A 24,495-nucleotide genomic window follows, 5' to 3' on the forward strand; every position below is an offset into this window, starting at 1 on the left:
AGGAGGTAAGAGAAATATCCTTTATGATCCGGTCTCTTTCCCGTCGTACAGCTTTGGTGCTTGGTTTGGCTGTTCTGACCGTGGCCGCTGCCCTTTTTCTGGAATTCCTCTTGAGTGTCAGAGCAGACAGGCCCTTCGGTCACACCCAAGTGGCTCACCTGGTTGGTTGGACCGGATTGGTATTCATCGGGCTGACCTTTGTGTATCCCCTTAAGCGGTGGATGTATCCAAATCAGGTCTGGTCTCACGGATGGTTTCAGGTACACATTGTGTTTGGCATTATTGGCCCGCTGATTATTTTTGTCCATGCCGGTGTCCATTTTCACGCTCTGGTGCCGATCATCGCTCTTGTTGCCATGGTCCTGGTGGTGATGAGTGGGATCACGGGACAGGCTTTGCATTATCTGGCGTTTCAAACATTGTATGAACGACGGCATGAGCTGGCTTTTGAAGGGATGAATGAGGGTGAGATCGAGGCGCATCTGCATGGTCTCGCGTTACAAGAAGAGACGCTCCGATGGTGGAAATATCTTCACGGCCCCTTAACGTGGGCATTTGTCTCTTTCACGCTGCTGCACATTGGAGGAGCGCTCTTTTTCGGCGGCTTCTGAATCATGGGATGTCCCCGACCATGGGTTGCGCCCCTTATCTGGGTTCTGACAGGTCTGGTTATCGGGGCTCTGGCCTGGGCTTCTCCTCTCTACACTGAAGCCTTGTGGGCACCTGGAAATCTCAGCCGGTATCACACTGACATTGCGAGATGTCTGTCCTGTCATGAACCGTTTAGAGGACCCACACCGCAAAAGTGTCTGGTCTGTCATACCTGGGAAGCATTTCAATCTCGATCCGAACCGGATGTTCGCCAATTGCATCGAGATGCCATTCAAACCCGCCAAGCTTGTCTGGTCTGCCATACGGAGCATCGGGGTGTGTTAACGGCCATAACGATCGGTAGGGTGGAAAATCCTCATGGAGAATTAATTTTTCGGGCCACAGGCGCGACATCCTGCTCGGATTGCCACGTGATACAAGCCGGGGCCGGGAAACCCGACGGTACTCTTCAACGCAATGCGTATGTTGAACGGTTGATTCAGAAAGGAGAGGGCGCTCATCAACTCGGGCATTTTGCTCAATGTCTGAAATGCCATCGTGGGGGACAGTTGGACATTGAGGAAGAGGACGAAGACGAAGACGATGATTAGGCTGAAGTTGCCATCAATTTTCCATACTCCACTTTATTGGGTGACAAATCCGGATTTCGCTTAGGTTACATAAAAAGATCCTCAATCAGGTGGAGAAAAAATCCACAGCATCACCTCGTATATGTCAGGGGCCCGGAACTTGCTAAATAATATGTGTATTATGAGCATTTTCGGTTATTCGAGGGGAGTGCCAGGTTGCATCGGGAGAGTGTGAAAATGTCCTCAGCCAACTCTTCGGTAAAACCAACCGGGCAACCATGCACCATTCTGGTCGTGGATGATGATGAAGCGATGCGGAAGCTGCTTGTGGATACCCTTCAAGAAAAAGGGTGTCAGGTGATCGAGTCGGAGAATGGGACAGAGGCCTTGAATGTGTTGAAATCCGTCGTGCCGAATGTGATTGTGACTGACTTGAAAATGCCAGGAGGGGGATTTCCCTATTTGCGGCTGCTCCAGGAAGTGGCTCCCCGGTGTCCGATTGTCGTGATGACCGCATATGGAGATAGTCAGTCCAAAGCGAAAGCTTTGGAATGTGGTGTCCATGGATATTTCGAAAAACCTCTTCGAATCTTTGATTTGAAGGCGTGGATTTGTCAAATGTGTTTGGTGCATCCCTGCGGGAACCTTCCTTTTTCATGAGGCAGTGAACGAGAACTGAAAGGGTAAACGATGGCCGGATCGTTTCTGAATCAGGATTCTAATTCTGACGTGTCCTTGAGTGCGCGGATTGAAGGATTAACGTTTCTGGCGCATCATTTGGATGAGCCGGTCGTGATTTTCAATCCTCGGAAGGAATTAGTGTATGCCAATCCCGCGGCCAATAAAATTGCGAAAGACTGCCCATTAATTCCTTCACCATCCATTCCTTCTTCCGATTCACTCGTTTCCAACCCTCAAACTCCCTGTGACCCCTGTCACGCAATGGAACTGTTTCAGGCTGATATGCAAGTTCAGGATACATTCTCCTGTCCGTCCCCTTCTCCCGTTGCCACGCCTGGATGTCCGTTTCCACGCGCGGTGCCATTGAAAAGCGGGACCGGCATGACCCATTTTGCCATATTGATGGGGGCTCGTGGGAGTGAGACCGTTATGGTGGCTCCACCGGACCAGGTATCATCGGATCTGTCACTACAGCAGCATGGGGATTCCTTCCCGGAGACTTTTCCCCGGACGATCATAGGAGACAGTGAGCCGATTCAACGATTGGTGGAAATGGTTCGATTGATTGCGGCGAGTGAGGCCACGGTGCTCATCCAAGGAGAAAGTGGAACCGGTAAGGAATTGGTGGCGAAAACCATTCATGCCTTGAGTCGTCGATGCCTCCGGCCCTTTGTTGTGGTGGAATGTAGCGCATTGCCCGAAACCTTGCTTGAAAGCGAATTATTCGGCCATGTGCGTGGATCCTTTACCGGAGCGGTTGCCGATCGAAAAGGCTTGTTTGAAGAAGCCGAAGGCGGCACGATTTTTTTGGATGAAATTTCCGATACCACTCCTGCATTCCAAGCCCGTTTACTTCGCGTTTTGCAGGAAGGCGAAATCAAACCCGTGGGGAGTAATGTATCCATTAAGGTGAATGTGAGGGTCATCTCCGCCGGCAATAAGCCTCTGGAAGGTCTTGTGGCAACCAAGTTGTTTCGTGCCGATTTATACTATCGACTCGCCGTCCTCCCGCTAACCGTGCCGCCGTTAAGGGAGCGGAGAGAAGATGTCCACCTGTTGGTGAAGCATTTTCTGGTGCAATCCGCCAAAAAGCATGGGCGCAATCCGATGGATGTCAGTCCGGATGCCCAAACGGCACTGGCACAGCATCCGTGGCCTGGGAATGTCCGGGAGTTAGAAAACTTGATTGAACGGGCGGTGGTCACCAGCCGGCATTCCACAATTGAAGTAAAAGATTTGTTTGCCGATCATCCGTTGCAACCAGGCAAAAACGATTTGAGTTCGATCGGGAAAACTGCTCGTCAGGAAGCCGAACGGTCAAGAATCCTCCAAGCCCTTCGGGATGCGAAGGGAGATAAGACCCGCGCAGCCCGCACCTTGAGTATTAGTCGCTCCAGCCTCTACAACAAAATACGGGACTATCACATTTCGTAATCTGCCACGGTTTTTCTTGTCCCCAAAATCCCCATTTTAGTTTTTTTCTTGTCCATTTTTTTGGACGCACAACTGGTTGATTTTTTGTTGAAATTTTTCGCGCATTGAAAAGAATGTCAAATGTGTTGGACATTCTGCCCTGTTGGGCGATTTTCCATTTCTTCCTGCCTATCTCCTGAAGTCCCCTCCAGTACCGACTTCTGCGTTTTGTAGCATGGATGAGTGTTCGTTGGCATCGATGTTGCGGGGTCAATGAATTGCCGGCGCTGGTTTGGGTGTGATGGACCGGCCTCCGAAATGCCCGACCTCTCAAAGAGGAATTCTGGCGTCGGCACTTAATTGGCACTCAAAGGGTAGGAGGTCGGGCTGTTCTTCGAGATACCGGAAATGTTGAAACGAGTTGGTTGGTTGAGAGTAAAAAAAACTGAAGTTTTATTCACCCCATAAGTAAGGAGGCCGGAGAATGTATCACGGCAAGAGTAGATTTCTCACTGCGTCGGTATTTTTGGCGCTGATGGGAGGGGGGACCTTCTGGGCTTCCCCATCCTTTGTCAGTGCGGAAAATGCCTCTCCTCCACATGCCCACCAGACAGGGATGCCCTCGCAGTCTCCTGGTTGGGCAGAACAGCTCAAGGGCCAGACCATTGTGGAAGATGCGATGGAAGGTCGAGCGGAACGGGCGGCTCTGGTTGAGCAGCAGCATCAACGCATGATGCAGCAAATGCAGAAAGACATGGAGCATAAGGGTGCCGATACGGGTGCGTTCGATTCCATGTCGATGATTCATCAATATGGCGGAGGCCCTGAAAACGGCTTGCTGGCGAGTACGGTCGGTGCCGAGCCGGTATCCATGAATGGGGGGCTCTGTCCCAAGACCGCACCTGTCCGGAATTACGATGTGGCAGCGATCAACGTGGAAATCAGTTTGAATCAATGGCTGGATTATTATCCGGGATACATGTATGCCTTGACCGAAAATATTGACAAGATTCGTGAGGAAGAAGCCAAAAATGCCGCAGCACGGGAAGCGGAAGGGCATGCGGATCCGGGAGCCGTCAAAAACGGGATTCAGGATCAGTGGATTCAACCGTTGGTGATTCGCGGAAATCAAGGCGATTGCGTCAAAATCACTCTCCGGAACCAGTTGGAATTTGGCGAAGAAGTCAGTTTGCACATTAATGGTTCGGATATGGTTATGAGCCAAACCGGTCAACCGGCGCTCACCACGAATCCTGACACGGTGGCGGAGGAAGGCCAGGCCATTGAAATGGAGTGGTACATCCATCCCGATACGCAAGAAGGCGGAAAGCAATTTCATACCTTCAGCAATGATCGAGAGCTAACAGTCATGGGGCTGTTCGGTGTCTTTGTCGTAGAACCCCGTGGATCGAAATATTATGAACCCTTAGGCACGGGACCAGCCACCGAAGCCACGAGTGGATGGCAGGTGATGATCGATAATGAGGACGGTCCGGACTTTCGGGAATTTGTCCTGATTTATCATGAGGTCGGTGATGAAGCTTTCCGTCCCGTTAATAAGCATGGAGATTTCCTGCCACAACGGGATCCCCTTACCGATGCCTACCGTCCGGGTGCGCGGGCGCTCAACTATCGCAGTGAGCCGTTCGGCATCAATAACATGCATGTGCAACATGAGTATTTCGGGTTTGAAGATGAATCGATGGCGTATGATGCCTATACCTTCGGCGATGCGGCTCCGACCATTCCACGAAGTTATTTGGGAGATCCTGCTAAATTCCGTGTGGTGCATGGCGGATCGGAAGTCTTCCATTCGCATCATCCTCATGGTGGGTCGATTCGATGGCAACGCAGCCCACGGGCAACCCAAATGCCTGTCTGGAATACCGGGCAAAACGGGCCGGTGAAATATCCCATCGTCCGTACGAAGTCCGACCGGGTTGATGTGGAAGCCATTGGGCCATCGGAAGCGTTGGATCTGGAAACCGAATGCGGTTCGGGTCTGTGTCAATGGTTGGCGGGAGATTTTCTCTTCCATTGCCATGTGGCGCATCACTATGTGGCCGGGATGTGGGGCTACTGGCGCGTCTATAACAGCATGCAAGAGCCTGGGTATCAAAATGACGTGATGGCGCCGTTACGGGAATTGCCGGATCGGATCGGCCGAATCCACAAGTCGGTAACATCGGATCAACTTGTGGGCAAGACCGTCAGTTGGTTTGGTAAGCAATTTAAAATTGTGGATAAAGGCAAGAGCGATTGGAAAGCCGAGCCGGCGGTCGTGAATCTCAAGGACTGGGTAGAAATGCAGCTCACCAATCAAGGCAAGCCCGGACACAAAGATGATGAGCTCGGGCAGTTGAAAGCCTATGATGCCAGTGTCCTGGATTGGGTGTGGCAAGGCAATAAGGCCATGAGTGAAAAAGAGCCGACGCTTGGTGGTAACCCGAAATATCGGCCGGAGTGGCTGGGGTATAAACCGGGCGAACGACGCGCTATTGCGTTTGAGCCCAAGACCGGAAAAGTGGCTTGGCCATGGCTGACGCCCCATTTCGGCAAGCGCGCGCCGTTTTCCAACGATCATAATCCGGCCCCCTGGTTGGAAATGATCCGATTGAATCCGGATGGCACACGGTCGGTCGAGCCGGCTAAAGCCGGGGAAAACGGCCCGTGGAGTCTGTGCCCGGATCGTGCCGGATCGCAAGACTATAAGGTGCATTTCATTAAGTTGCCGATTGAATTATCGGCGGCGGAAGGAAAAGAGCCGGCGATTGTGGACCCCAACGGGTTGCTGTATGTCGTTCACGACGAAGAAGAAGAGGTTCGAGCCAACAACGACAAAAAATTTCCGTTGGTGGTGCGAGCGAATGTGTATGATTGCATCGACTGGACATTGACCAGTGAGTGGTTGGATGACGATATCACCAACTTCCAATCGTCTAAGATCAATACGCATTTCCATTTCTTCCAGTTTGACAATCAAGGTTCAGATGGCGTGAGTTCGGGCTTTTCGTACGAGCAGTCCATGCGCCCGTTTACTGAATTTGATAAAAAGACAGATAAAGGGTTGCCGATTCCGATGAATGCCAAGGTCACCCAGGCCGCCAAAAAAGGCGACAAAACCTTGGTTGTTTCCAATGCCAAGCAATATCATGTGGGCATTCCGATCTTGATTGGTGCGGATAATGTTAAAGGCCAGGAAGTGCAGCGGATCGTCAAAATTGATGGCAGTACGTTGACGTTTGCTCAGCCATTAAGGAATCCGCATCCGGTCAATGACATTGTGACCGTGGAATATGTCCGGCAGCGGTTCTGGGTGGATGCGGATGTCGGCAGTGTGTTCTGGCATGACCATGCCTTTGGCGGCACGACGTGGCCACACGGGGCAGTCGGAACCATGATTGCCGAACCATTTGGTTCCACCTGGCACGATCCGAAGACCGGGAAACGGATTCGAACGGGGCCGGTGGCCGATATTCATGCGGTGGAACGTGTGGGGCATGATGTGGCCGGAAGCTTCCGCGAATTGATGGTGCACATCATGGATACGGTGCCGCACACGGTGAACATCGTGACGGCGGGCAATCCTCCAGGGCAACCGGTGGATGTAGCTTTGGAAGCCGGTCGGACGGTCTCGTTCATCATGCCGCCGAATGATAAAATCAAGATGACGCCTATGCCGTTCTTGAATGGCGGTACCCATACTACTGGCGGGGCATTCAATTTCCGGGCAGAGCCGTTCGCACAACGGTTGGTCAATAACCCGGACCCATCGCAAATTTTCAGCAGTGTGGTACATGGCGATCCCAGCACGGCCATGGTTCGGGCCTACTTGGGCGATGCAATTGTATTCCGCCTGTTGGATGTCACGATGAATGAAAGTAATGTGTTCACGTTATCGGGGCATACCTTCTGGTCGGAACGATATGCGCAAGAAGCGAATCGCAAGCATTCGTTGCATATCGGGATTGCCGAACGGTACGACTTAGTCATTCCGGAAGCAGGTGGTCCGCGCCATCAGGCCGGCGATTATATGTTCTTTAATGGCCGGAGTTCGAAGTTTTCGGAAGGTTCTTGGGGGCTCATACGGGTCTTGGATAAACCGGTGGATGATCTTCAGCCATTGCCGAATAAAGCGTATGGCAAAGAAGGCATGCCGGAGCGATTGCCGGTGTGTCCCAAAGAGGCTCCTGTGAAGAGCTTCAATGTTGTGGCCATAGATCATCCGGGGATGAGTTTTAATAGCAATGCACCGGAAAGCATTGAAGTCGATTTTGAACGCAAGATTGAATTGCGCAATCCTGACGCCAAGATCTATGTCCTCGAAGATGAGGTGAAAAAGGTCGGGGCCGATGCGCAGCCCATGCCGTTGACATTACGGGCCAACGTGGGTGACTGTCTTCAAGTCAAATTGACGAATAAACTCAAAGAAGGGCGAGCGTCGTTCTCGGCCTTCGGACTGGCATTTGATCCCAAAGATTCCCAAGGTCTGAATTTGGGGAACAACCCCGGAGACCAAACCGTGGCGCCTGGGGAATCCCGGATGTATACCTATTATGCGGATCCCTTCAATGGTGAGACGCAGACTCTGGTGTGGGATTGGGGGAATGTATCCATGAATCCCCGCAACGGCCTGTTCGGCGGAATCATTATCGGTCCCAAAGGATCAATGTACCGTGATCCCAAAACCGGGGAAGACATTTCCCTGAAAAATAGTTGGAATGCCGATGTGATCGTTGATCGGACCATCGAAGGGCTTGAAAGCCGGGAGAGCTATCGGGATGTTGCCTTATATTTTCAGGACGAGGATAACATCATCGGGACGAGCTTCATGCCCTATGTGCAAAATGTGGCGGGGCTGACCGGCGTCAACTATCGCGCCGAACCCTATTTGCAGCGGGAAGAAGCCGGTTGCTCGTTGGGCCGGATGTTCCAACCGTGCCAAGTGGACAACCCGCAGGATCCTGTGACGCCGGTGATTGAGGCCCATGCCGGTGACAAAGTGCGGATTCACGTCTTTGGCGCCAGCAGTGAGCAGAACGGAATGTTCACTGTGGAGAAGCATGAATGGCCGATTGAACCCTTCCTGCCCGGTGCGGATATGATTAGCACCGTGGAGTTCTCGGGTTCAGAAGGTCTGGATGTCTTCTTGCCCTCGGCTGGTGGCAAATGGTCCATGACCGGAGATTATGTGTGGAGCAATGGCCGGTTACCCTATTCACAATCGGGACAATGGGGCTATCTGCGGGTGTTGCCGAGCACGGATCAACGGATTCAGCCATTGGATGGTTCGGCTATGTCTTCCAAACAAGCGGCTCTCGAGGAGCCCAATGGCGAACCGCGAATTATTCCTACCGTTGCGAAGTAAGCTGGACTCTCATTCCGAGGGTTAGCGAAAGCGGGGAAGCCACACTTCGGCTTCCCCGCTTTTTTTTGAGTAAATGGTTCGATAGAATGACAGAGAGGATGCCCATTATTTCATTTATTTTATTTTGAGGAGGGAAGCATGAAGGGCCGAATGATATGTAATGGAATCGTAGGTGTTGGGTTGATTGCTCTTATCGGGCAAACGGCTTGGTCCTATGATGAAATTACCGTGACTAATGGGGGAACCATTCAGGGGAAGGTGACCATTACGGGGGAAAAGCCCAGACCCATGGCTTTCAATCTGGTGACGATTCCCGATCCGGTGTTTTGTGGAACTATTTCCACGGGGACAGGTTGGAGAATCGTTGAAGATTTTATTATCGGGCCTGATAAAAGCCTCAAAGATGTGGTGGTTTATCTCAAAGAGATTGAAAAAGGGAAACCGTTTCATATGCCTCAGGTCAGGATCGAATCAGTCGACTGTGATTTTGTTCCCTTTGTGAATGTGGTCCGTGACCAGGACAAAATTGAGGTCGTGAATATGGATCCGGTTGAGCATGATATTCAGGGTTATGAAACGGCCAGAGAACGAGGGGCCAGAGTATTGTTCAATCGTCCCTTACCGATGAACCCGTATCATAAGGTGGCAGGAATATTTGGCAAGAAACATCTTCCCGGCGAACCGATGATCGAAAAAATTCATTTACGAAAGGGACGGAATGTGTTTGTGATGCAGTGCGGATTTCATCCCTATATGTTTTCCTGGGGATTGGTGCTTGAAAACCCGTATTATGCCATCACCCCGGAGGATGGAACATTTAAAATTACCGATGTTCCCCCTGGAGACTATGTGTTGACTGCCTGGCATCCCGGGATGAAGGAGTTTGTGGAGCAACAGGTCACAGTGACGGCTCAGAAGGCCACCGAGGCCAATTTTCAATATGAGGCTCCACAAGGTCGGCGTAGTGTGCATGAAATTGAGGAAAATCCCAGGTTTGGATTGGAGTTATTGGAAGAAGGGCTTGAAATCGTGCCTTCGGTTAGACGCCAGATTCCCTAGCGGCCTGTTTTGTGTGCCCTGAGTGGGCATTCGGCAAATGGGGAAATTGATGACAGATTGTCCACGAACAGGAGAAGTCTCCTGAGGGAGTCCGATCGAAGCAAGGCAACAGGATGTTGATTCATTTACTGAAGTGATGACGGACAAAAGGAGGCCATCATGCGAATACGGATGTTGTTCTTAGGAGTTCTGTTTGGGGCAATCGTGCTCTCAGGCAGTTGGGGAAAAATTCAGGCTGCCGAGGAGGCTGAATCGGAAGTGCGAATGGCCCCAGGCACTGAAGTGAATTTCTCTCCGGAAGTTGTGGCCGGGTATATCCATGCGGTGATTGCCGCAGACCGGGCACTCTATACGACTCATGTCGTGGATCGCATGCAGGAGAATCGAATCGTGATTGCCGCAGAGGCCTGGAAGCAACGGAAGGCGCTTCCGCTCCCGGCGCAGATGCTCTTGATGGGTGGCAAAGTGGCCGAAATGGGCGGATCCGGCCTGCGGTATCGTCTGGCCAGCCTGTGGCCTATTTATGAGGAGAACGGGCCGAGTACGGATTTCGAAGAGGCCGGATTAAAATCTGTGGCCGAGAATCCTGATGAGGTCTATAGTGGAATTATCAAGAGAGGAGATCAACGGTTTTTTAAAGCCATCTTTGCGGATCGGGCCGTTTCTAAGGCCTGTGTGGAGTGTCACAACGGACATTTGTTGAGTTCTAAACATGACTTTAAGTTGGGTGATGTCATGGGCGGCATCATCATTTCGTTTCCACTCCCCTCAGAAAAAAAAGAAACACACTAACGATCACAGACCGTTCCTCGATTATTACATCCGGAATCAAGACGGTGGCTGAGGGAGTTGAACCCGCAGTCACCGTTTGTCTGCCTGATGTCCGACCTTTTCATGATTTTCTTCGTGAGGTCTGTTCTTTCACATCCAGCCGATCTCTCAGCCAATCCCCCAACATGTTTGCCGCGAGAACGACCGCCATGAGGGTCAAACCCGGGAAGATGACCAGGTGGGGGGCCACCAACATATAGCGGGTCCCGTCGCGGATCATGCTGCCCCATGATGCGGCAGGAGGTTGAACCCCCAGCCCCAAAAACGAAAGGCCTGCTTCGGCGATGATGGCCCCGGCGATACCGAAGCTGGCTTCAACAATGAGCGGGGCCATGATTAACGGCAGAAGGTGGTGGAAAATAATTCGCCAGGGCGGCGCGCCGATAGCTTGGGCGGCCAGCACGTGATCGGCGTGTTTGAGGGCAAGCACCTGTCCTCTCGCCAGTCGGGCATATCCCACCCATCCCACGATTCCCAAAGCCAGAATCACATTCCCGATTCCCGGTCCCAAGGCTCCGGCGAGGGCGATGGCCAGCAGTAACCCGGGGAAGGCGAGCATGATGTCCACCATTCGTACAAAGACCGCATCGACCCATCCGCTGAGATAGGCACTGGAGACGCCGAGAATGCCTCCAAGACTGACCCCCAGGGCGACCACGCACAGAGAGACAAAGAACGACGTTTGTGCGCCGCTGATCAGGCGGTCGGCAACCGGTCTGCCCAATTCATCATGTCCTAACCAGTGCTCCAGGCTTGGCGGGGCAAGGATATTGGTGAGATCAATCGCATCAGGGGTTAAGGAAAACAGGGGAAGGCAAATGGCCAGGAAGGACCATGAGGCGATGATGGAAAGTGGGAGCCAAAGACGCATGGTTAATCGGTGGTGAATTGGATGCGAGGGTCCAACCAGGCATACAGCAAATCAGTCAGCAGATTCACTACGATATAAGTCACGCTGATACAGAGCACCGCCGCTTGCACGACCGGATAGTCCCGTTGTTGAATGGCTTCAATCATCAGAAGGCCTAATCCCGGCCAGGCAAACACCGTTTCAGTGATCACCGCTCCACCAAGCAATCCCCCGAGCTGAAGGCCCAGGAGAGTCAGGATGGGTAAGAGGGCATTGGGGAGTGCATGGTGCAAGACCGCCCGGGTGGAGGAGAGGCCTTTGGCGCGGGCGGTTCGCATGAAGTCCTCCCCCAATACCTCAAGAACACTGCTCCGGATCATTCTGGCCAGGATGGCCGCCATGGCCGTGCCGAGTGTCAGGGCAGGCAGCACGACTGAGTTCCAGCCCTCCTGCCCGCTCACGGGAAACCAACCCAGCCAGAGTGCGCCGACTAAAATGAGTAAAGGACCCATCCAGAAATTAGGAATTGACATGCCGAACAACGCAAACCCCATGGCACCATAATCCAGAGGAGTATGTTGGCGCACAGCCGCGACGAGGCCAAGTGGTAGCGCCAAGGCGATTGCCACAAGCAGGGAGACGAGACTTAAGTAGAGGGTGGCGGGAATGCGTTCGATGAGCAGATCTACAATTGCCCGACCTGAAAAAAGCGAGGTGCCCAAATCCAAATGCAGAAGTCCCTTGAAATAGATCCACCACTGTTGATGGAGAGGGAGATCCAAGCCTAAGGCATGGCGTAAGCTTTCCTTGTCTGTCGGTTGAGCCGATTCACCCAACATCACTTCTACGGGGTCGCCTGGAATAAGATGAATCAACAGAAAAACCAGGCAAATCACTCCCAGGATGGCGAGCATCGCGCTCAGGATTCTGGTCACCAGGAAATGAGTCATGACGAGATTGGAAAAGGCGCTAATTGGAAAAAAGAAGATTCCCCGACCTGGTTATGGCACCGTGTCATGGGTAAAGCCGTGCTAGGTATTTGGGGGGAACTGAGGGAGTTCCCAACCACCGGACCTGATTGAGTCCGTCAAAATTGCCATCAGCGTTCAATTGATATCCGGTGATGGTAGGGGACGATAAGGCATAATGGTCTTCAAACCAGAGAGGCACATAGGGGAGGGTGTCCAACAGACGGGCTTGAAGGCTGCGGTAGATCGTCTGCTGTTCCTGTTTGTTCAGGGTCTGTTCGGCTTGGGTCATGAGACGATCGGCCAAGGCATCGGCATAGTGACCACGATTAGCACCGACAGGAGGAGTGGCGTCACTGTGAAAGGCATATCGAAAAATATCCGGAGATTTCACGCCCACCCAGGCCAGACTGTACATTTGGAATCGTCCGGACTTGATGTCACCGTAAAATGTGCCCCAATCATGGCTTTGGATCGAGACATCAATTCCAACCTGGTCGAGTTGGTATTGAATGATCGTCGCCAAGCGTAACCGAAAAGGGTCGGTAGAGGTTTTATAGGTAATGATGGGCCGATGGTCATGATCATATCCGGCTTCTTTCAATAGGCGTTTAGCCTCCGCTGGATCGTATGTGTATCCCGGTAAGGAAGCATGCCCAACCCAATGTTCCGGGGGAAAGAGCGCCTGCGCGACTCTGGCTCGTCCCCTCAGAACGAATTGAATAATGTGCTCACGATCAATGGCATGGGCAATGGCTTTCCGCACTAACTCCTGGCCGACCACAGGATCTAATTGATTGAAACCCAGGTAGGCAAAGTTTGCCCCCTGACGCTGTTGCAAGGTGATGCCCTCGTGGGCAGACAAATAGGTGACGAGTTCAGGGGGGAGATCATTCTGAACCAAATGAATCTCATTGGCCAGAAGCTTGAGTGTTCGAACGGTCGGATCGGGAATTCTGACAAACTCAACTCGTTGTCCATCGGCTCGTCGCTCGATAATAAGTCGGGTGTCGTCGGGCCGATCGAGAAATTGAAAGGCCCCGCTTCCCATGGGATGGTCATGGAATGGATGCCCATTGGCGATTAGGTTTGCCGGGAGAATGCCGATAACTAAGTAGCCGGGAAATAACGCATCGGGCTGCTTCAAAAAGAAATCGACGGTATTCTCGGTTGGGGTGTCGATCCGGGTAATTATTTGCAAAATACCGCGATGAGGTGAGGCCATGACAGGATCCAAAATGGAGGCATAGGTGGCTTTGACATCGTAGGCAGAGAGTTGGGTGCCATTGTGAAAGAGGGGTTTCGGTTCCTGTAAGTCGAATCGATAATGGGTGGGAGAGAGTTTACGCCATGTGGCCAGAGCTGGAATCGGAATCGTGCCCTCGCCGAAGTCCACTAAACGCGAATAGAGGAGTCGATTGAGTCGAGCCGAAGTCGCATCAGTGGCGTAACGCGGATCTAAATTCGTGGGAGCATTGGCTAATCCAAACCGAAGGGTGTAATCAGGAAGGGATTCGGAACAGCCCACAAATGATAAGAAGCTGAAAACCAACAGCCACTTTCCCCAGCTCAATTGAAACTTAGAAAGCCCCCCCATGAAATAAGTCATAGGGGAACGCACAGCAAAACACACAGGGCTGGGATCGCAAGAGTCGTGGAAAGAAGTCCTCATGAAAGCTCAGAAAACAGTGGTGGGCGCGAGATTGAGAAATAGCGTGGGGACGTATGCATGGCGATGTTGTCTTAATTTTACAGAGATTATCCCTTTTGTAAAAGGGCGAATATCGACGACTCGAAGAACTTCTGCCGCGTCATGTCCTCTTGTTCCAGGTATGGACTAATCAAAGGAGATTACGAATGAGTTCGGCTGCCTTGATGACATCTAATGGAAGTGTGAAGACTCAATCTCTCAATGCTCGCTCTTTAACGGCTCCGACGACGATTGAGGAGACCGGTGTGCCGGAGGAATTGCTCATCCAGCTGCTGCTCAGGACCCTCTACACTCAGGGGGAACTCACAGAGCGATCAGCCGGGGAGATTATGAAATTGCCCTATGGGGTTATGAAGGAGTTGTTCACCCTCATTCAACGGGAGAAGCTCTGCGAGGTCAAGGGGCATGGCGAATCGCTTGGGGTGTTACTCCGGTATGTGTTGACGGAAGCGGGTCGTCAGCGAGCCACGGCGTTTATGGAGCTGTGCCGGTATGTTGGACCTGCTCCCGTTCCCCTCAATCAGTATATTGATATGATCAAAAGTCAGCCGGTCAATAGCTTGACCATTGACCGACGAACTGTGACAGCGGCCACGGAACATCTGGTCCTGACTCCTGGCACCGTTGATCAACTCGGGGAAGCGGTCAATTCCGGCTGGGCCATCTTTTTATATGGGCCTCCCGGAAACGGGAAAACGGTCCTGGCCGAAGCCATTGGGAAAATGTTGGAAGCGGTAGGCGGGGGCGAAGTGTATATCCCCTATGCCATGGAGGTGGATGGCCAAATCATTCAAGTGTTCGATCCCATCACCCACGTCAGAGTCGAGGCTCCACAGGAAGCGGCCAGATCCCTCATTGAAGCCAAAGTGGAAAAAGATACTCGCTGGGTGCTCTGTAAACGTCCGATCGAATTTGCCGGCGGCGAGTTGACGATGGCCACGCTTGATCTCTCATTTAATGCTTCCGCGAAGTATTACAAAGCGCCCCCTCATATTAAAGCCAATGGCGGAGTGTTTCTGATTGACGACTTCGGGCGACAATTGGTCCGTCCGCGAGATTTGTTAAACCGATGGATTGTGCCATTGGAAAAGCGGGTGGATTACCTGACATTGCATACGGGGAAGGTCTTTCAAATTCCGTTTGATACCATTGTCTTGTTTGCCACCAATCTTGAACCGGCCAAGCTGGCCGATGAAGCGTTCCTTCGCCGGATCAGAAATAAAATCTACATCGCCGACCCGACTCCCGAACGGTTCACACAGATTTTTGAAGAAGTCTGCAGGAAAAAAGGGGTTCCCTATGATCCGGAGGCTGTCCAGTATTTACTGGATGGTGTGTATGTCAAGTATCAATTAAATATGCGAAGTTGCCATCCCCGGGATTTAATCGAGCAGATTGTCAGTATTGCGAAGTTTAACGGAGTGCCCCCGACACTCTCCAAAACGTTTATCGATCGTGCCTGCCATACCTATTTCTTTGTGGAAGCCGCCGAATACGATCAAAACACGAGTCAGTAACGTTTACCCTACCGATGCCTTCCGTTATGATTGCCCAATGCTCCAGGGAGGGAGTGTTGGGTAATCGTTTTTTCTCTCCTCCACCATTCACAATTGCCGGGTGGGTTGGCTACCCGACCTCTATGTCTTGGATATTGCCCTGAAGGAAACCCTATGTCTAATGCCATTGCTATTTTATTGATTACCTGCAAAGACCAGAAAGGCCTCGTCGCGAGGGTGGCTGGGTTTATCCATGAGTTTGGCGGAAACATTCTGGATTCCGATCACCATACGGATCGGGAAACCGGAGATTTTCTCATGCGGACTGAGTTTGATCTGGCGGGATTTCAGATTCCTCAGGAAGAGATAACCCCCGCCTTCGCTCCACTTGCCAAAATTTTCAATATGAATTTTCAAATATATTTTACGGATCGAATGCCACGAATTGGTATTCTGGTCTCTCAATATGACCATTGTCTGGTTGATGTGTTGCAACGACATCGGCGAGGGGAGCTGGCGATCGATATTCCGGTAATTGTTTCCAATCATCAGAATTCGGAATGGTGGGCTGATCTCTTTCATATTCCCTTTCGGTACATTCCAGTTACCCCCCAAACAAAGGAACAGCAGGAACAGGAGGTTTTGGCAGCCTTTCGGGAGCAACGAGTGGATTTGGTTGTGATGGCCCGCTACATGCAAATAGTCAGTGAGAAATTTTTGCAGGAAATCGGGTGCCCGGTTATGAATATTCATCACTCCTTTCTGCCGGCATTTGTCGGGGCCAAGCCCTATCATCAAGCGTATGATCGTGGAGTCAAGATCATCGGAGCGACCGCGCATTATGCTACACCCGAATTGGATGAAGGCCCCATCATCGAGCAGGACGTGGTCCGTGTCGGTCATAGGGATACCGTGCAAGACCTCATTCGTAAAGGCCGTGATCTTGAAGTGCTGGTCCTGGCCAGAGCGATCCGACTGCATGTTGAGCATCGGGTGTTGGTCTATGGACGAAAAACGGTCGTGTTCGATTAGGGGGAGTGTTGATAAAGGCTGCCAGCGGTGTTCTCACCGCCTGGCCGTGCTCACATACCCCTCCGTACGCTCCGGCCCGTCCAGCCGGCTGCGGCCTTCCCTTCCAGAAGCCTCCGGGCAGGGCTGGACGAACCTTTTTGGACACTCCAGAAATTTTTTGTTTGACTGGCCTGCCCTCGCATGAGAATCAAAGGCAAATTATTTGAAGACTTCAAGGGTTCCTTAATAGGATGTTGAATGAATTCGCCCTGAGCTGAGTCATAGGCTTCTCCTAAGTAAGAATGTTCTCACCATGTGAATTTCCCTTTCCCCTTCGCGGACTCACAGCTTGACATATTTTGTCGTCTTCAAGAGAATCGCGGACATGTGCCAGACTTGAAGCCGAAGCTCCGCATCCAGGTTGGAATGTAGCAGATTGCACACAAGATCTTTGTGGGGTGTTAGGAGACGAATCACGAGTGAGAGCTGGAGTCCCAGGAACGGTGGAAGGGGACGGTGCTCAGGTGCTGCCGTTCCATCCGTAGCGTGAGGTGCTGATGGCAGAGATAGCAAGGAGAGATTGGTTATGAAAATTGGGGTTGGAGCAGACCCCTTTGGGTTGGACCTGAAAGAGGCGGTGAAACAGCATGTGCAGACACTTGGCCATGCGTGCGTGGATGTGGGCGGGACGATGGATGAAGCACGTCCCTATTATGAAGTCGCTCATGAACTCGCTGGAAAAGTGGGTTCAGGTGAGTTTGATCGCGGTATCCTCGTGTGCGGTACCGGGATGGGTATGGCGATCATTGCGAACAAGCATCCTCATGTCTATGCCGCGGTGTGCGAAGATCCATCCACTGCAACCAATGCCCGATCCATCAACAATGCCAATGTGCTCAGCATGGGTGGCAGGGTTACGGCATCTTACAAAGCCAAGGAAATTGTTGATGCCTTTCTGACGACTGAATTCAAGAAGGGGTGGGATGAGGAGATCCAAGCTTTTCTTGACCGTTCAATGATCGATATCCAGCGGATTGAGTCCGAGGAATTCAAGGATTGAATGTTTTCAACAGACCAGGCCGCGTAAAAATGGTTTTGTCAAATAATCGCTTTGATGCGGATGCTTTCCTGACTGACGCACATCTGTAGGTGCCCCGCTCACACATATAAGGTGGCGAGGTATCTCGTAGAGCGAGGGAGAGCGATGGGGTAATGGGCTGGCCGGCGCACAGGAGCTTCGAGTGAAATAGGCCGCGGCTCAACGTTTCAAAAAGCGGGTGGCATTGGTATGTGGGCCGCTCGGTTGAGATTGACGGACCGTATCTTTCCCGCGGGCTAATACCCCAAACCCAAGCTACTTCCGATATCGCGCCGTAAGCTGAGTTTCTAACTGCTCCAGGCTTACCTTAGGAAAGAAGCTATTGTCGAAACCAAATCTTTTGTGTTCTGGAACCCGGCTCGGGATAAATTCTTCCAACACAGCCGCAGCAATGAGTTGATTGAACTGTGTGCTCAGGTGAGACGCATTCCAAAACCCAATTGGGAGTGAAACATTGTTGCTAAAGCAGGAATCCGCCTTCCCTAGTTGAATGATACCAGCAGTTTCGTCGACACATTGTTCGCCGATTGAAAAAAAATAGCCAGCGTGCCTGCCAATGAAAAATGTATTGGCGGCATTTCGTATGGGTGTTTGAATATCAACAAAGGCAATACGCTTGCTCTCAAAATTTTCAATCTGTGCTTTCAGCGATTGATTAAAAAGTGTCAATAACTGGTCAAATTCCGCGGCCACCTCATGCTTGGCTAGGGGGCCATCGACATCTTCCATTGAAAGTAAGCGAGGAGTGAGCCCCAAATTAAATTGCCCAAGAACCAAAATGTTCTTGGCTCCCAGGGAAATGAGCCGTTCAACCCCTCCGGCAATCTCCATGGGAATCCGAACCGTTAAGGCTTGAATAAATTGGTCGAATGTAATCGTTCCCTCGACAAAGAGAAAGAACGCGGCGGCGAGATCATTTGCACCCGTATAGACAATGAATAGTGTGTGATCATTGATCTCAACTTGCCTTAAACGCTTATCCACTTCAAACATGTCAATTTGTGTACGGAAGGCCGGAATAATGACGGTCTCGCGCAAAAGACTGTTTGCCTCTGCATTCGTCTCACTTTGGTTGTTACGATAAACATCTTGTCGGGTAAAGATGGACTCTTGGAGTGACTTGCCCTCAAAGGTGCAAGGCAACGGGAAGAGATTCACATTGGCACATCCCTCACCTGAGAGCGCAGAATAAAACGCATAATTTACAGATTGTCGAATTGAAACTTCAGAAGGAAGGGTATCGTTGAATTGAATGATCCAGGGGCGTAAATCAGCACCGTGCTTCAACAATTGCTTCAAAACTCCGTTATAGACAAAATATTCGGTCCAATTGAGTGAATGGTGGGTTTTTTCCACGCATCCTTGGTTAGAACACAATGGTAATTGTGGGGGCAATGTTAAACGGAATAACCGAGAGTCTCTGCTGGTTGGTGGAAACCTTAATTTGGTCCCTGGGAGAATGGTATCTCTGCGGGGGTTCACGGGATTCGAGATAGGAACGTAGATATTGTTGAAGATACCGCTATCCGAGGTGAAATATTCGCCATCCGACGGTTCCCCATCAAAGGTCAGACTTGCTGGGCCATTCCCAATATCGGTGAGACTATCCCCAAAAAACATGGCATTGGAAAAACTGCGTCGAGGAAAAATTTCTTTGTGTTCGGCATAGCTGGCAGTCACTGGGGGGACAATTGTCATAATCACCATGACGACGAGTGAAAGGCCTGTCTTCCAAAAATGGATGTGTGGGTTCATGTTCCCTCCTTCTAAGTTTAGGTAACAAGTCCTGCTTATCAAGTTTTTTGGAATTCAGTTGTTCTTTGGCGATATGGCGTTGATGAGTATAGCAAAGTTGGAAACTGATCCAACTCATTCTCTTCTCATCTTGATAAATCTGAACCCCGCATCGTGGTTCTATTGAGTTGAATGGGTTCAAAACTTGCACGAGTTATGGGAACATTACAGACAGGCTGATCAACATATCCGCCAAGACTAAAGACGTCATGTTGTGTATCGATAATGATCAAAGTGGTATATGCAGTAGACAGCTTTCCACTATTAGACCAGGAATAAAGACCACCAGGGACCTACGTATCTAATTTAAGATTTCCCATCAAGAGCTTGGTAAGCAAATTCACCAAATCTCCCCTTTTGCAGGAGTCAGTTAGCAGGATCGCCAGGTTTACTTCTCTGCGAACGTTGACAATAGTAGTTCCCCAGGTTCACCATTCCGTGTTGGAACATAATGGCGAACCTTTCTTATTTTGGGGAGGAGAGGGGCCACGACGATCACGTTCACTAAGGGACATAACCATGAGGAAATTTAAAAAAGGCTCGCATCATTTTGGGAGTATGATTGTAATTTTTTTCCTTGCGCAGATGCCCCTACAATCTTTAGCCATAACATATGATGTGAATCGAGTGATTGATGAAAAGGGGACTGTCTCAGGCTTTATCGAGACGGATGGGACAATTGGCCCGCTCATCGCATCAAACTTCATAGATTGGAACCTCCGTGTAAACGACGGCTCCCATATATTTAACCTTGTGGGCCCAAAATCTGGAGCAAATTCGACAATCACCGTGACGGGCAATACCACGATAGCATCCACCAAAGACATTCAATTTGATTTTTCGGGAGATCAAGCCCGAATCGAAATCATCAACCCATCAGCCACAAGCCCGGAGAATGGATGGGCGCTTGTTGGAGACTATGGCGGGCTCGTTCATGACAAATTCGAAGAAATGTGTTTCCTCTGTTCAAGTTCCAATCCGGCATCTGTCACCGAGCATCGATCTGGAATTATTAAATTTCCAATACTTCCCAACCGAATTCCCCAATCCCCGAACTGAGCGTCGCCCAATTCATGATCAGTGGCCGAGGGGGGAATATCCGCTCTTTCTCCTGTTCTGATGATTGTTAGGTGCAAAATCCCACCGATTCGTAGTTACATGACCCGTATAGTGCTGATTTACAACATCAAAACCATTGGAGACCAACAATGAAAGCCGTTGCCTACAAAACACCTGGTCCGATTGAGCGTGAAGACGCCCTGCAGGACATCACCCTTGAGACACCCAAAGCCGAAGGCCGTGATCTGCTCGTCAAGATTATCGCCGTGTCGGTCAACCCCGTGGACACCAAATTGCGTCTCCGTGTTGCGCCGGAAGGCGATTGGGGAGTCCTTGGATTTGATGCCTCTGGTGTCGTCGAGGCCGTGGGGCCTGAGGTTCAGAATTTCAAACCAGGCGATGCGGTTTTTTATGCCGGATCCATCGCGCGACCGGGCACCAACAGCGAATATCACCTTGTCGATGAACGCATTGTTGGCCGCAAACCCGCTAGCCTGAGTGACGCGGACGCCGCCGCTCTTCCGCTCACGGCGATTACCGCTTGGGAAATGTTGTTTGACCGGCTCGATGTTAAACGCCCGACTCCGCAGGGAGGCAACATCATCTTAGTCATTGGTGGCGCAGGTGGCGTCGGGTCGATCACTATTCAGCTTCTGCGGGCATTGACCGACCTCACGGTGATCGCTAGCGCCTCGCGTCCTGAAACACAGGATTGGGTGCGCAAATGCGGCGCCCATCACGTGATCGACCACCGCCAGCCTTTAGCACCTCAGGTTGAGGCTCTGAGTCTGGGCGCTCCCGGGTTTGTATTTTCAACGACTCAGACCGGTCAGCATCTAGCTGATATCGTCGAACTGATTGCGCCGCAGGGCCGTTTTGGCCTGATCGATGACCCGGACGTGCTCAACGCCATGCCCTTCAAGCTCAAGGCCGTGTCAATTCATTGGGAAATGATGTTCACGCGTTCGCTCTTTGGCACACCGGATATGGCGGAACAGGGCAAGCTGCTAAACGAAGTGGCCGCGCTGGTCGATGCGGGACGCATCCGTTCCACCGCGACCGAAGTCGCCGGCAAGATCGAGGCTGCGACATTGCGCGCCGTGCATGCGCAGCTCGAAAGCGGATCTTCGCGGGGGAAGATTGTGCTTGAAGGGTTTTGATGAGGTGCAGGGCAGAGACGAATCACCCACATTGGAGTGCCGATATGCCGGACAATCTGAAAGCGAATACGCATCATGCCGTGACCTTCTACCGGACTGCGTACTTGGGGAATCCCGCCAACGCTGTCGAACTGTGCGTCGGTGCTGAATAGATTCAACACAATCCCCTTGTAGGGAAGGGGAAGCAAGCGTTCATTGATTATTTCACGGAAATGGCGGAGCAATACCCCGGCAAGGAGATTGAGTTCGTGCGTGCGATAGCCGAGGGAGACCTCGTTGCCTTACACACTCATCAGACGTGGCCAAACAATGAAGAATACGTCACGATGGATTTCAAATGATTGGATGCGAAAGGAACGATCATTGAGCATTGGGATTCCATTCAAGAAGTGACAACTGAGACAAAGAACCACAATCCCATGTATTGAATTCTCACCTGCCAATGCGATGCGCAGCCGTTCCCGAACGGCCGCTATTGGCCGGAAGCAATCTTTCAGTCTGACAATGTTAAAATTGTGGGTGATTAGTGATCGATGGTCGCTTACGACCCGAAGCGGACGGTTGGGTTCGCCACGCGAATCCAGACAAAATAGTCAATTAGGATGTCGAATTTGGGGAGATCAATAATTATCAGCTCCAAATATTTGGCAAGCAAAAATGAATACAATGAAAACAGGCTATATATATGTGATGGTGCACCCGTCTGGTCCTGACCTATATAAGATTGGTATTACAACCCGTAAGCCCGAACAACGATTGGCCCAGCACAACAGCGATTACACTCAACGAACAGGTCGTATTGTTAAAGAAACTGGTCAGAGGTGGGAACTGAAGGAATATTATGCGTCCCTGATCCGTATTGGGTCGAAGCAGTTTTTTGGCGAGGAACCCCTTTTCCAGATATCCCGGTTCGACAAGGAATTGAAGTTGAAAAAATGGAATGGGGATGTGTGCAAGCTGGTTTAGATGCAGCAAAGAAAGCGGGTATGCGGCCAGGACCGAAGTCTTTGCCAGACCACGTGTACGCGAATAACGCTTGGATGAATAAAAGACTTGCGGGACGCGGTATAACCCTTAGCGGGCATGTCCGAAGCAAGCACGGAAAGTCTATATTTCCATGCAGCAACGACCATGAGTGGCGTGCAGTACCCAATGATGTGGCAGAAGGTAAGGGTTGTCCGCATTGCAGAATCGGCGAAAAGGATGCAGAAGAAATTAGGCAAGCCGTTGAAACGGGTTATCTTTATCTATTGATAAATCCGAAGAAGCCAGGTTTCATTAGAATTGAACTGACGTACGGACCCCTGGATCGTTGTTATGAAGATAATGTCGGGGATAACTGGCAGATACATCTCTATCGATATGTTGAAGAGCCCGCTCTAGCTGAATCACTAATTTGGGAATTACTAGGCTACCCTAGGCCCAGTGATCGCAAACCAGTAAATGTAGATTTGAGCATAGCAGAGCAGGCATTCCGCAACTTAATTTACGTAATGCAAAGCAAGATCGCTTTGGTGGAAAAGAAAAAAGACGGCCTCACGAAAACTGATTGAACTGATTAGCCGAATGCAGACATGATCGGTTACCGACTGCGGTTTCAACCGGTCGCTGCAACATCTAATCTCTAATAATAGAGAGGAGGATGTTGAAAATGAAGCGGCGCCCAAGGATTTATTACACAGAAGAACAAAAGGCCTTAATGTGGGATCGCTGGAAGAAAGGTGAATCTCTGGAGTCGATTGCGCGGTTATTTGATCGGCATCATCCGTCGATTGAACGTATCCTTCGAGAGCATGGGGGGATACGCCCGCCAGAGCGTCGACGATCATCATGCGCACTAACCCTGGCGGAGCGGGAGGAAATATCACGCGGCATAGCTACAGGTTGCTCCATTCGTTCCATCGCAGCCTCCCTGAATCGTGCGCCTTCGACCATCAGTCGGGAAATCAAACGCAACCATGGGCAAGGCGGTTACCGGGCAAGTCAGGCTGATCAGGCGGCCTGGGCTCGGGCCCATCGCCCCAAAACCTGTAAACTAGTAGAGAACCGTGCACTGGCTCGAATCGTAGCCAGGAAGCTACAATTGGAGTGGTCACCCGAGCAGATTGCCGGTTGGCTTAAGCACACCTATCCGGACGATGAACGTTACCAGGTGTCCCACGAGACGATCTATAGGAGCCTATTCATCCAGGCACGTGGTGCCTTGAAGAAAGAGTTGATGCAGCATTTGAGGCGCACACGAATGATGCGTCGTTCACGCCACCACACACAAAAAACGGAGGAGCACGGCCGGATTACCGACACCGTATCGATCCGTGAGCGGCCTGCCTCTGCGGCAGACCGAGCCTTACCGGGACACTGGGAGGGTGATCTGCTATTCGGTAGTCATAACAGCCAGATGGCGACGCTGGTCGAACGTCATACACGCTACCTGATGCTGGTCAAAGTCGACAGCAAAGACACCGAGACGGTGATCAATGCCTTGATCAAGCAAGCGCATAAGTTACCTCGGGAGCTTTACAAGTCACTCACCTGGGACCGAGGCAAAGAGATGGCCGACCATAAACGCTTCACGCTGGCGACCGACATAAAGGTATACTTTTGTGATCCACACAATCCCTGGCAGCGAGGGTCCAACGAAAATACCAATGGTCTGTTAAGGCAATACTTCCCGAAAGGAATGGATCTGTCGAGAGTTCCACAAGCCAAGCTAAACGCCGTTGCACGGCGTCTCAACGAACGACCAAGAAAAACGTTAAACTTTGAAACACCTGCTGAACGATTTAACCCATGTGTTGCAGCGACCGGTTGAAA

18 protein-coding genes and 1 pseudogene are annotated in these 24,495 nt (G+C 51.2%); 15 read left to right on the top strand and 4 right to left on the bottom strand.

What is annotated here, in order from left to right; all coding sequences use genetic code 11:
- Positions 1–23 precede the first annotated feature (23 nt).
- The 7 genes from PJI16_17280 to PJI16_17310 all read left to right on the top strand — a co-directional run bounded on the left by PJI16_17280 (position 24) and on the right by PJI16_17310 (position 10,494).
- Positions 24–611: a hypothetical protein gene (locus PJI16_17280; GenBank protein MDT3779319.1), complete on the top strand. Its 588-nt coding sequence runs from the start codon at positions 24–26 to the stop codon at positions 609–611.
- A 3-nt stretch (positions 612–614) separates the two neighbouring features.
- Positions 615–1,202 (top strand): hypothetical protein, encoded by a 588-nt coding sequence (locus PJI16_17285; GenBank protein MDT3779320.1) that lies wholly within the window; start codon positions 615–617, stop codon positions 1,200–1,202.
- A gap of 216 nt (positions 1,203–1,418) precedes the next feature.
- Entirely contained in the window at positions 1,419–1,841 is a 423-nt protein-coding gene (locus PJI16_17290) for a response regulator (GenBank protein MDT3779321.1), read from the top strand.
- 30 nt (positions 1,842–1,871) lie between these two features.
- Positions 1,872–3,296 (top strand): sigma 54-interacting transcriptional regulator, encoded by a 1,425-nt coding sequence (locus tag PJI16_17295; protein MDT3779322.1) that lies wholly within the window; start codon positions 1,872–1,874, stop codon positions 3,294–3,296.
- A gap of 463 nt (positions 3,297–3,759) precedes the next feature.
- Positions 3,760–8,643, top strand: coding sequence for a multicopper oxidase domain-containing protein (locus PJI16_17300; GenBank protein ID MDT3779323.1), 4,884 nt, complete (start codon positions 3,760–3,762; stop codon positions 8,641–8,643).
- Between the two features lie 138 nt (positions 8,644–8,781).
- On the top strand, positions 8,782–9,702 hold the full coding sequence (locus PJI16_17305) for a carboxypeptidase-like regulatory domain-containing protein (GenBank protein ID MDT3779324.1): 921 nt from the start codon (positions 8,782–8,784) through the stop codon (positions 9,700–9,702).
- A gap of 159 nt (positions 9,703–9,861) precedes the next feature.
- Complete coding sequence (locus tag PJI16_17310; GenBank protein ID MDT3779325.1) at positions 9,862–10,494, top strand: DUF3365 domain-containing protein; 633 nt, start codon at positions 9,862–9,864, stop codon at positions 10,492–10,494.
- Positions 10,495–10,594: 100 nt separating this feature from the next.
- Here PJI16_17310 and PJI16_17315 read toward each other — a convergent pair whose 3' ends face one another.
- The 3 genes from PJI16_17315 to PJI16_17325 form a co-directional block, all read right to left on the bottom strand.
- On the bottom strand, positions 10,595–11,404 hold the full coding sequence (locus PJI16_17315) for an ABC transporter permease (GenBank protein ID MDT3779326.1): 810 nt from the start codon (positions 11,402–11,404) through the stop codon (positions 10,595–10,597).
- 2 nt (positions 11,405–11,406) lie between these two features.
- Positions 11,407–12,333, bottom strand: a complete 927-nt coding sequence (locus PJI16_17320) for an ABC transporter permease (protein ID MDT3779327.1) — start codon at positions 12,331–12,333, stop codon at positions 11,407–11,409.
- 64 nt (positions 12,334–12,397) lie between these two features.
- Positions 12,398–13,948, bottom strand: a complete 1,551-nt coding sequence (locus PJI16_17325; GenBank protein ID MDT3779328.1) for an ABC transporter substrate-binding protein — start codon at positions 13,946–13,948, stop codon at positions 12,398–12,400.
- A 260-nt stretch (positions 13,949–14,208) separates the two neighbouring features.
- Here PJI16_17325 and PJI16_17330 point away from each other — a divergent pair, with 260 nt between their 5' ends.
- The 3 genes from PJI16_17330 (at position 14,209) to PJI16_17340 (ending at position 17,629) form a co-directional block, all read left to right on the top strand.
- Entirely contained in the window at positions 14,209–15,579 is a 1,371-nt protein-coding gene (locus PJI16_17330) for an AAA family ATPase (protein ID MDT3779329.1), read from the top strand.
- Between the two features lie 153 nt (positions 15,580–15,732).
- Positions 15,733–16,590 (top strand): formyltetrahydrofolate deformylase, encoded by an 858-nt coding sequence (gene purU, locus PJI16_17335; GenBank protein ID MDT3779330.1) that lies wholly within the window; start codon positions 15,733–15,735, stop codon positions 16,588–16,590.
- A gap of 565 nt (positions 16,591–17,155) precedes the next feature.
- On the top strand, positions 17,156–17,629 hold the full coding sequence (locus tag PJI16_17340) for an RpiB/LacA/LacB family sugar-phosphate isomerase (protein ID MDT3779331.1): 474 nt from the start codon (positions 17,156–17,158) through the stop codon (positions 17,627–17,629).
- 294 nt (positions 17,630–17,923) lie between these two features.
- Here PJI16_17340 and PJI16_17345 read toward each other — a convergent pair whose 3' ends face one another.
- Positions 17,924–19,423: an SGNH/GDSL hydrolase family protein gene (locus PJI16_17345; protein ID MDT3779332.1), complete on the bottom strand. Its 1,500-nt coding sequence runs from the start codon at positions 19,421–19,423 to the stop codon at positions 17,924–17,926.
- A gap of 558 nt (positions 19,424–19,981) precedes the next feature.
- Here PJI16_17345 and PJI16_17350 point away from each other — a divergent pair.
- The 5 genes and pseudogenes from PJI16_17350 (at position 19,982) to PJI16_17370 (ending at position 24,493) form a co-directional block, all read left to right on the top strand.
- On the top strand, positions 19,982–20,521 hold the full coding sequence (locus tag PJI16_17350) for a hypothetical protein (GenBank protein MDT3779333.1): 540 nt from the start codon (positions 19,982–19,984) through the stop codon (positions 20,519–20,521).
- Between the two features lie 149 nt (positions 20,522–20,670).
- Positions 20,671–21,681: a zinc-binding alcohol dehydrogenase family protein gene (locus tag PJI16_17355; protein ID MDT3779334.1), complete on the top strand. Its 1,011-nt coding sequence runs from the start codon at positions 20,671–20,673 to the stop codon at positions 21,679–21,681.
- Positions 21,682–21,725: 44 nt separating this feature from the next.
- Positions 21,726–22,109 (top strand): annotated as a pseudogene (locus PJI16_17360) (nuclear transport factor 2 family protein).
- A 393-nt stretch (positions 22,110–22,502) separates the two neighbouring features.
- Complete coding sequence (locus tag PJI16_17365; protein MDT3779335.1) at positions 22,503–23,234, top strand: hypothetical protein; 732 nt, start codon at positions 22,503–22,505, stop codon at positions 23,232–23,234.
- 98 nt (positions 23,235–23,332) lie between these two features.
- Positions 23,333–24,493, top strand: a complete 1,161-nt coding sequence (locus PJI16_17370; GenBank protein MDT3779336.1) for an IS30 family transposase — start codon at positions 23,333–23,335, stop codon at positions 24,491–24,493.
- Positions 24,494–24,495: the final 2 nt, after the last annotated feature.

The sequence above is a fragment of the Nitrospira sp. MA-1 genome (genome assembly GCA_032139905.1).
In the GTDB taxonomy this organism is placed as follows: domain Bacteria; phylum Nitrospirota; class Nitrospiria; order Nitrospirales; family UBA8639; genus Nitrospira_E.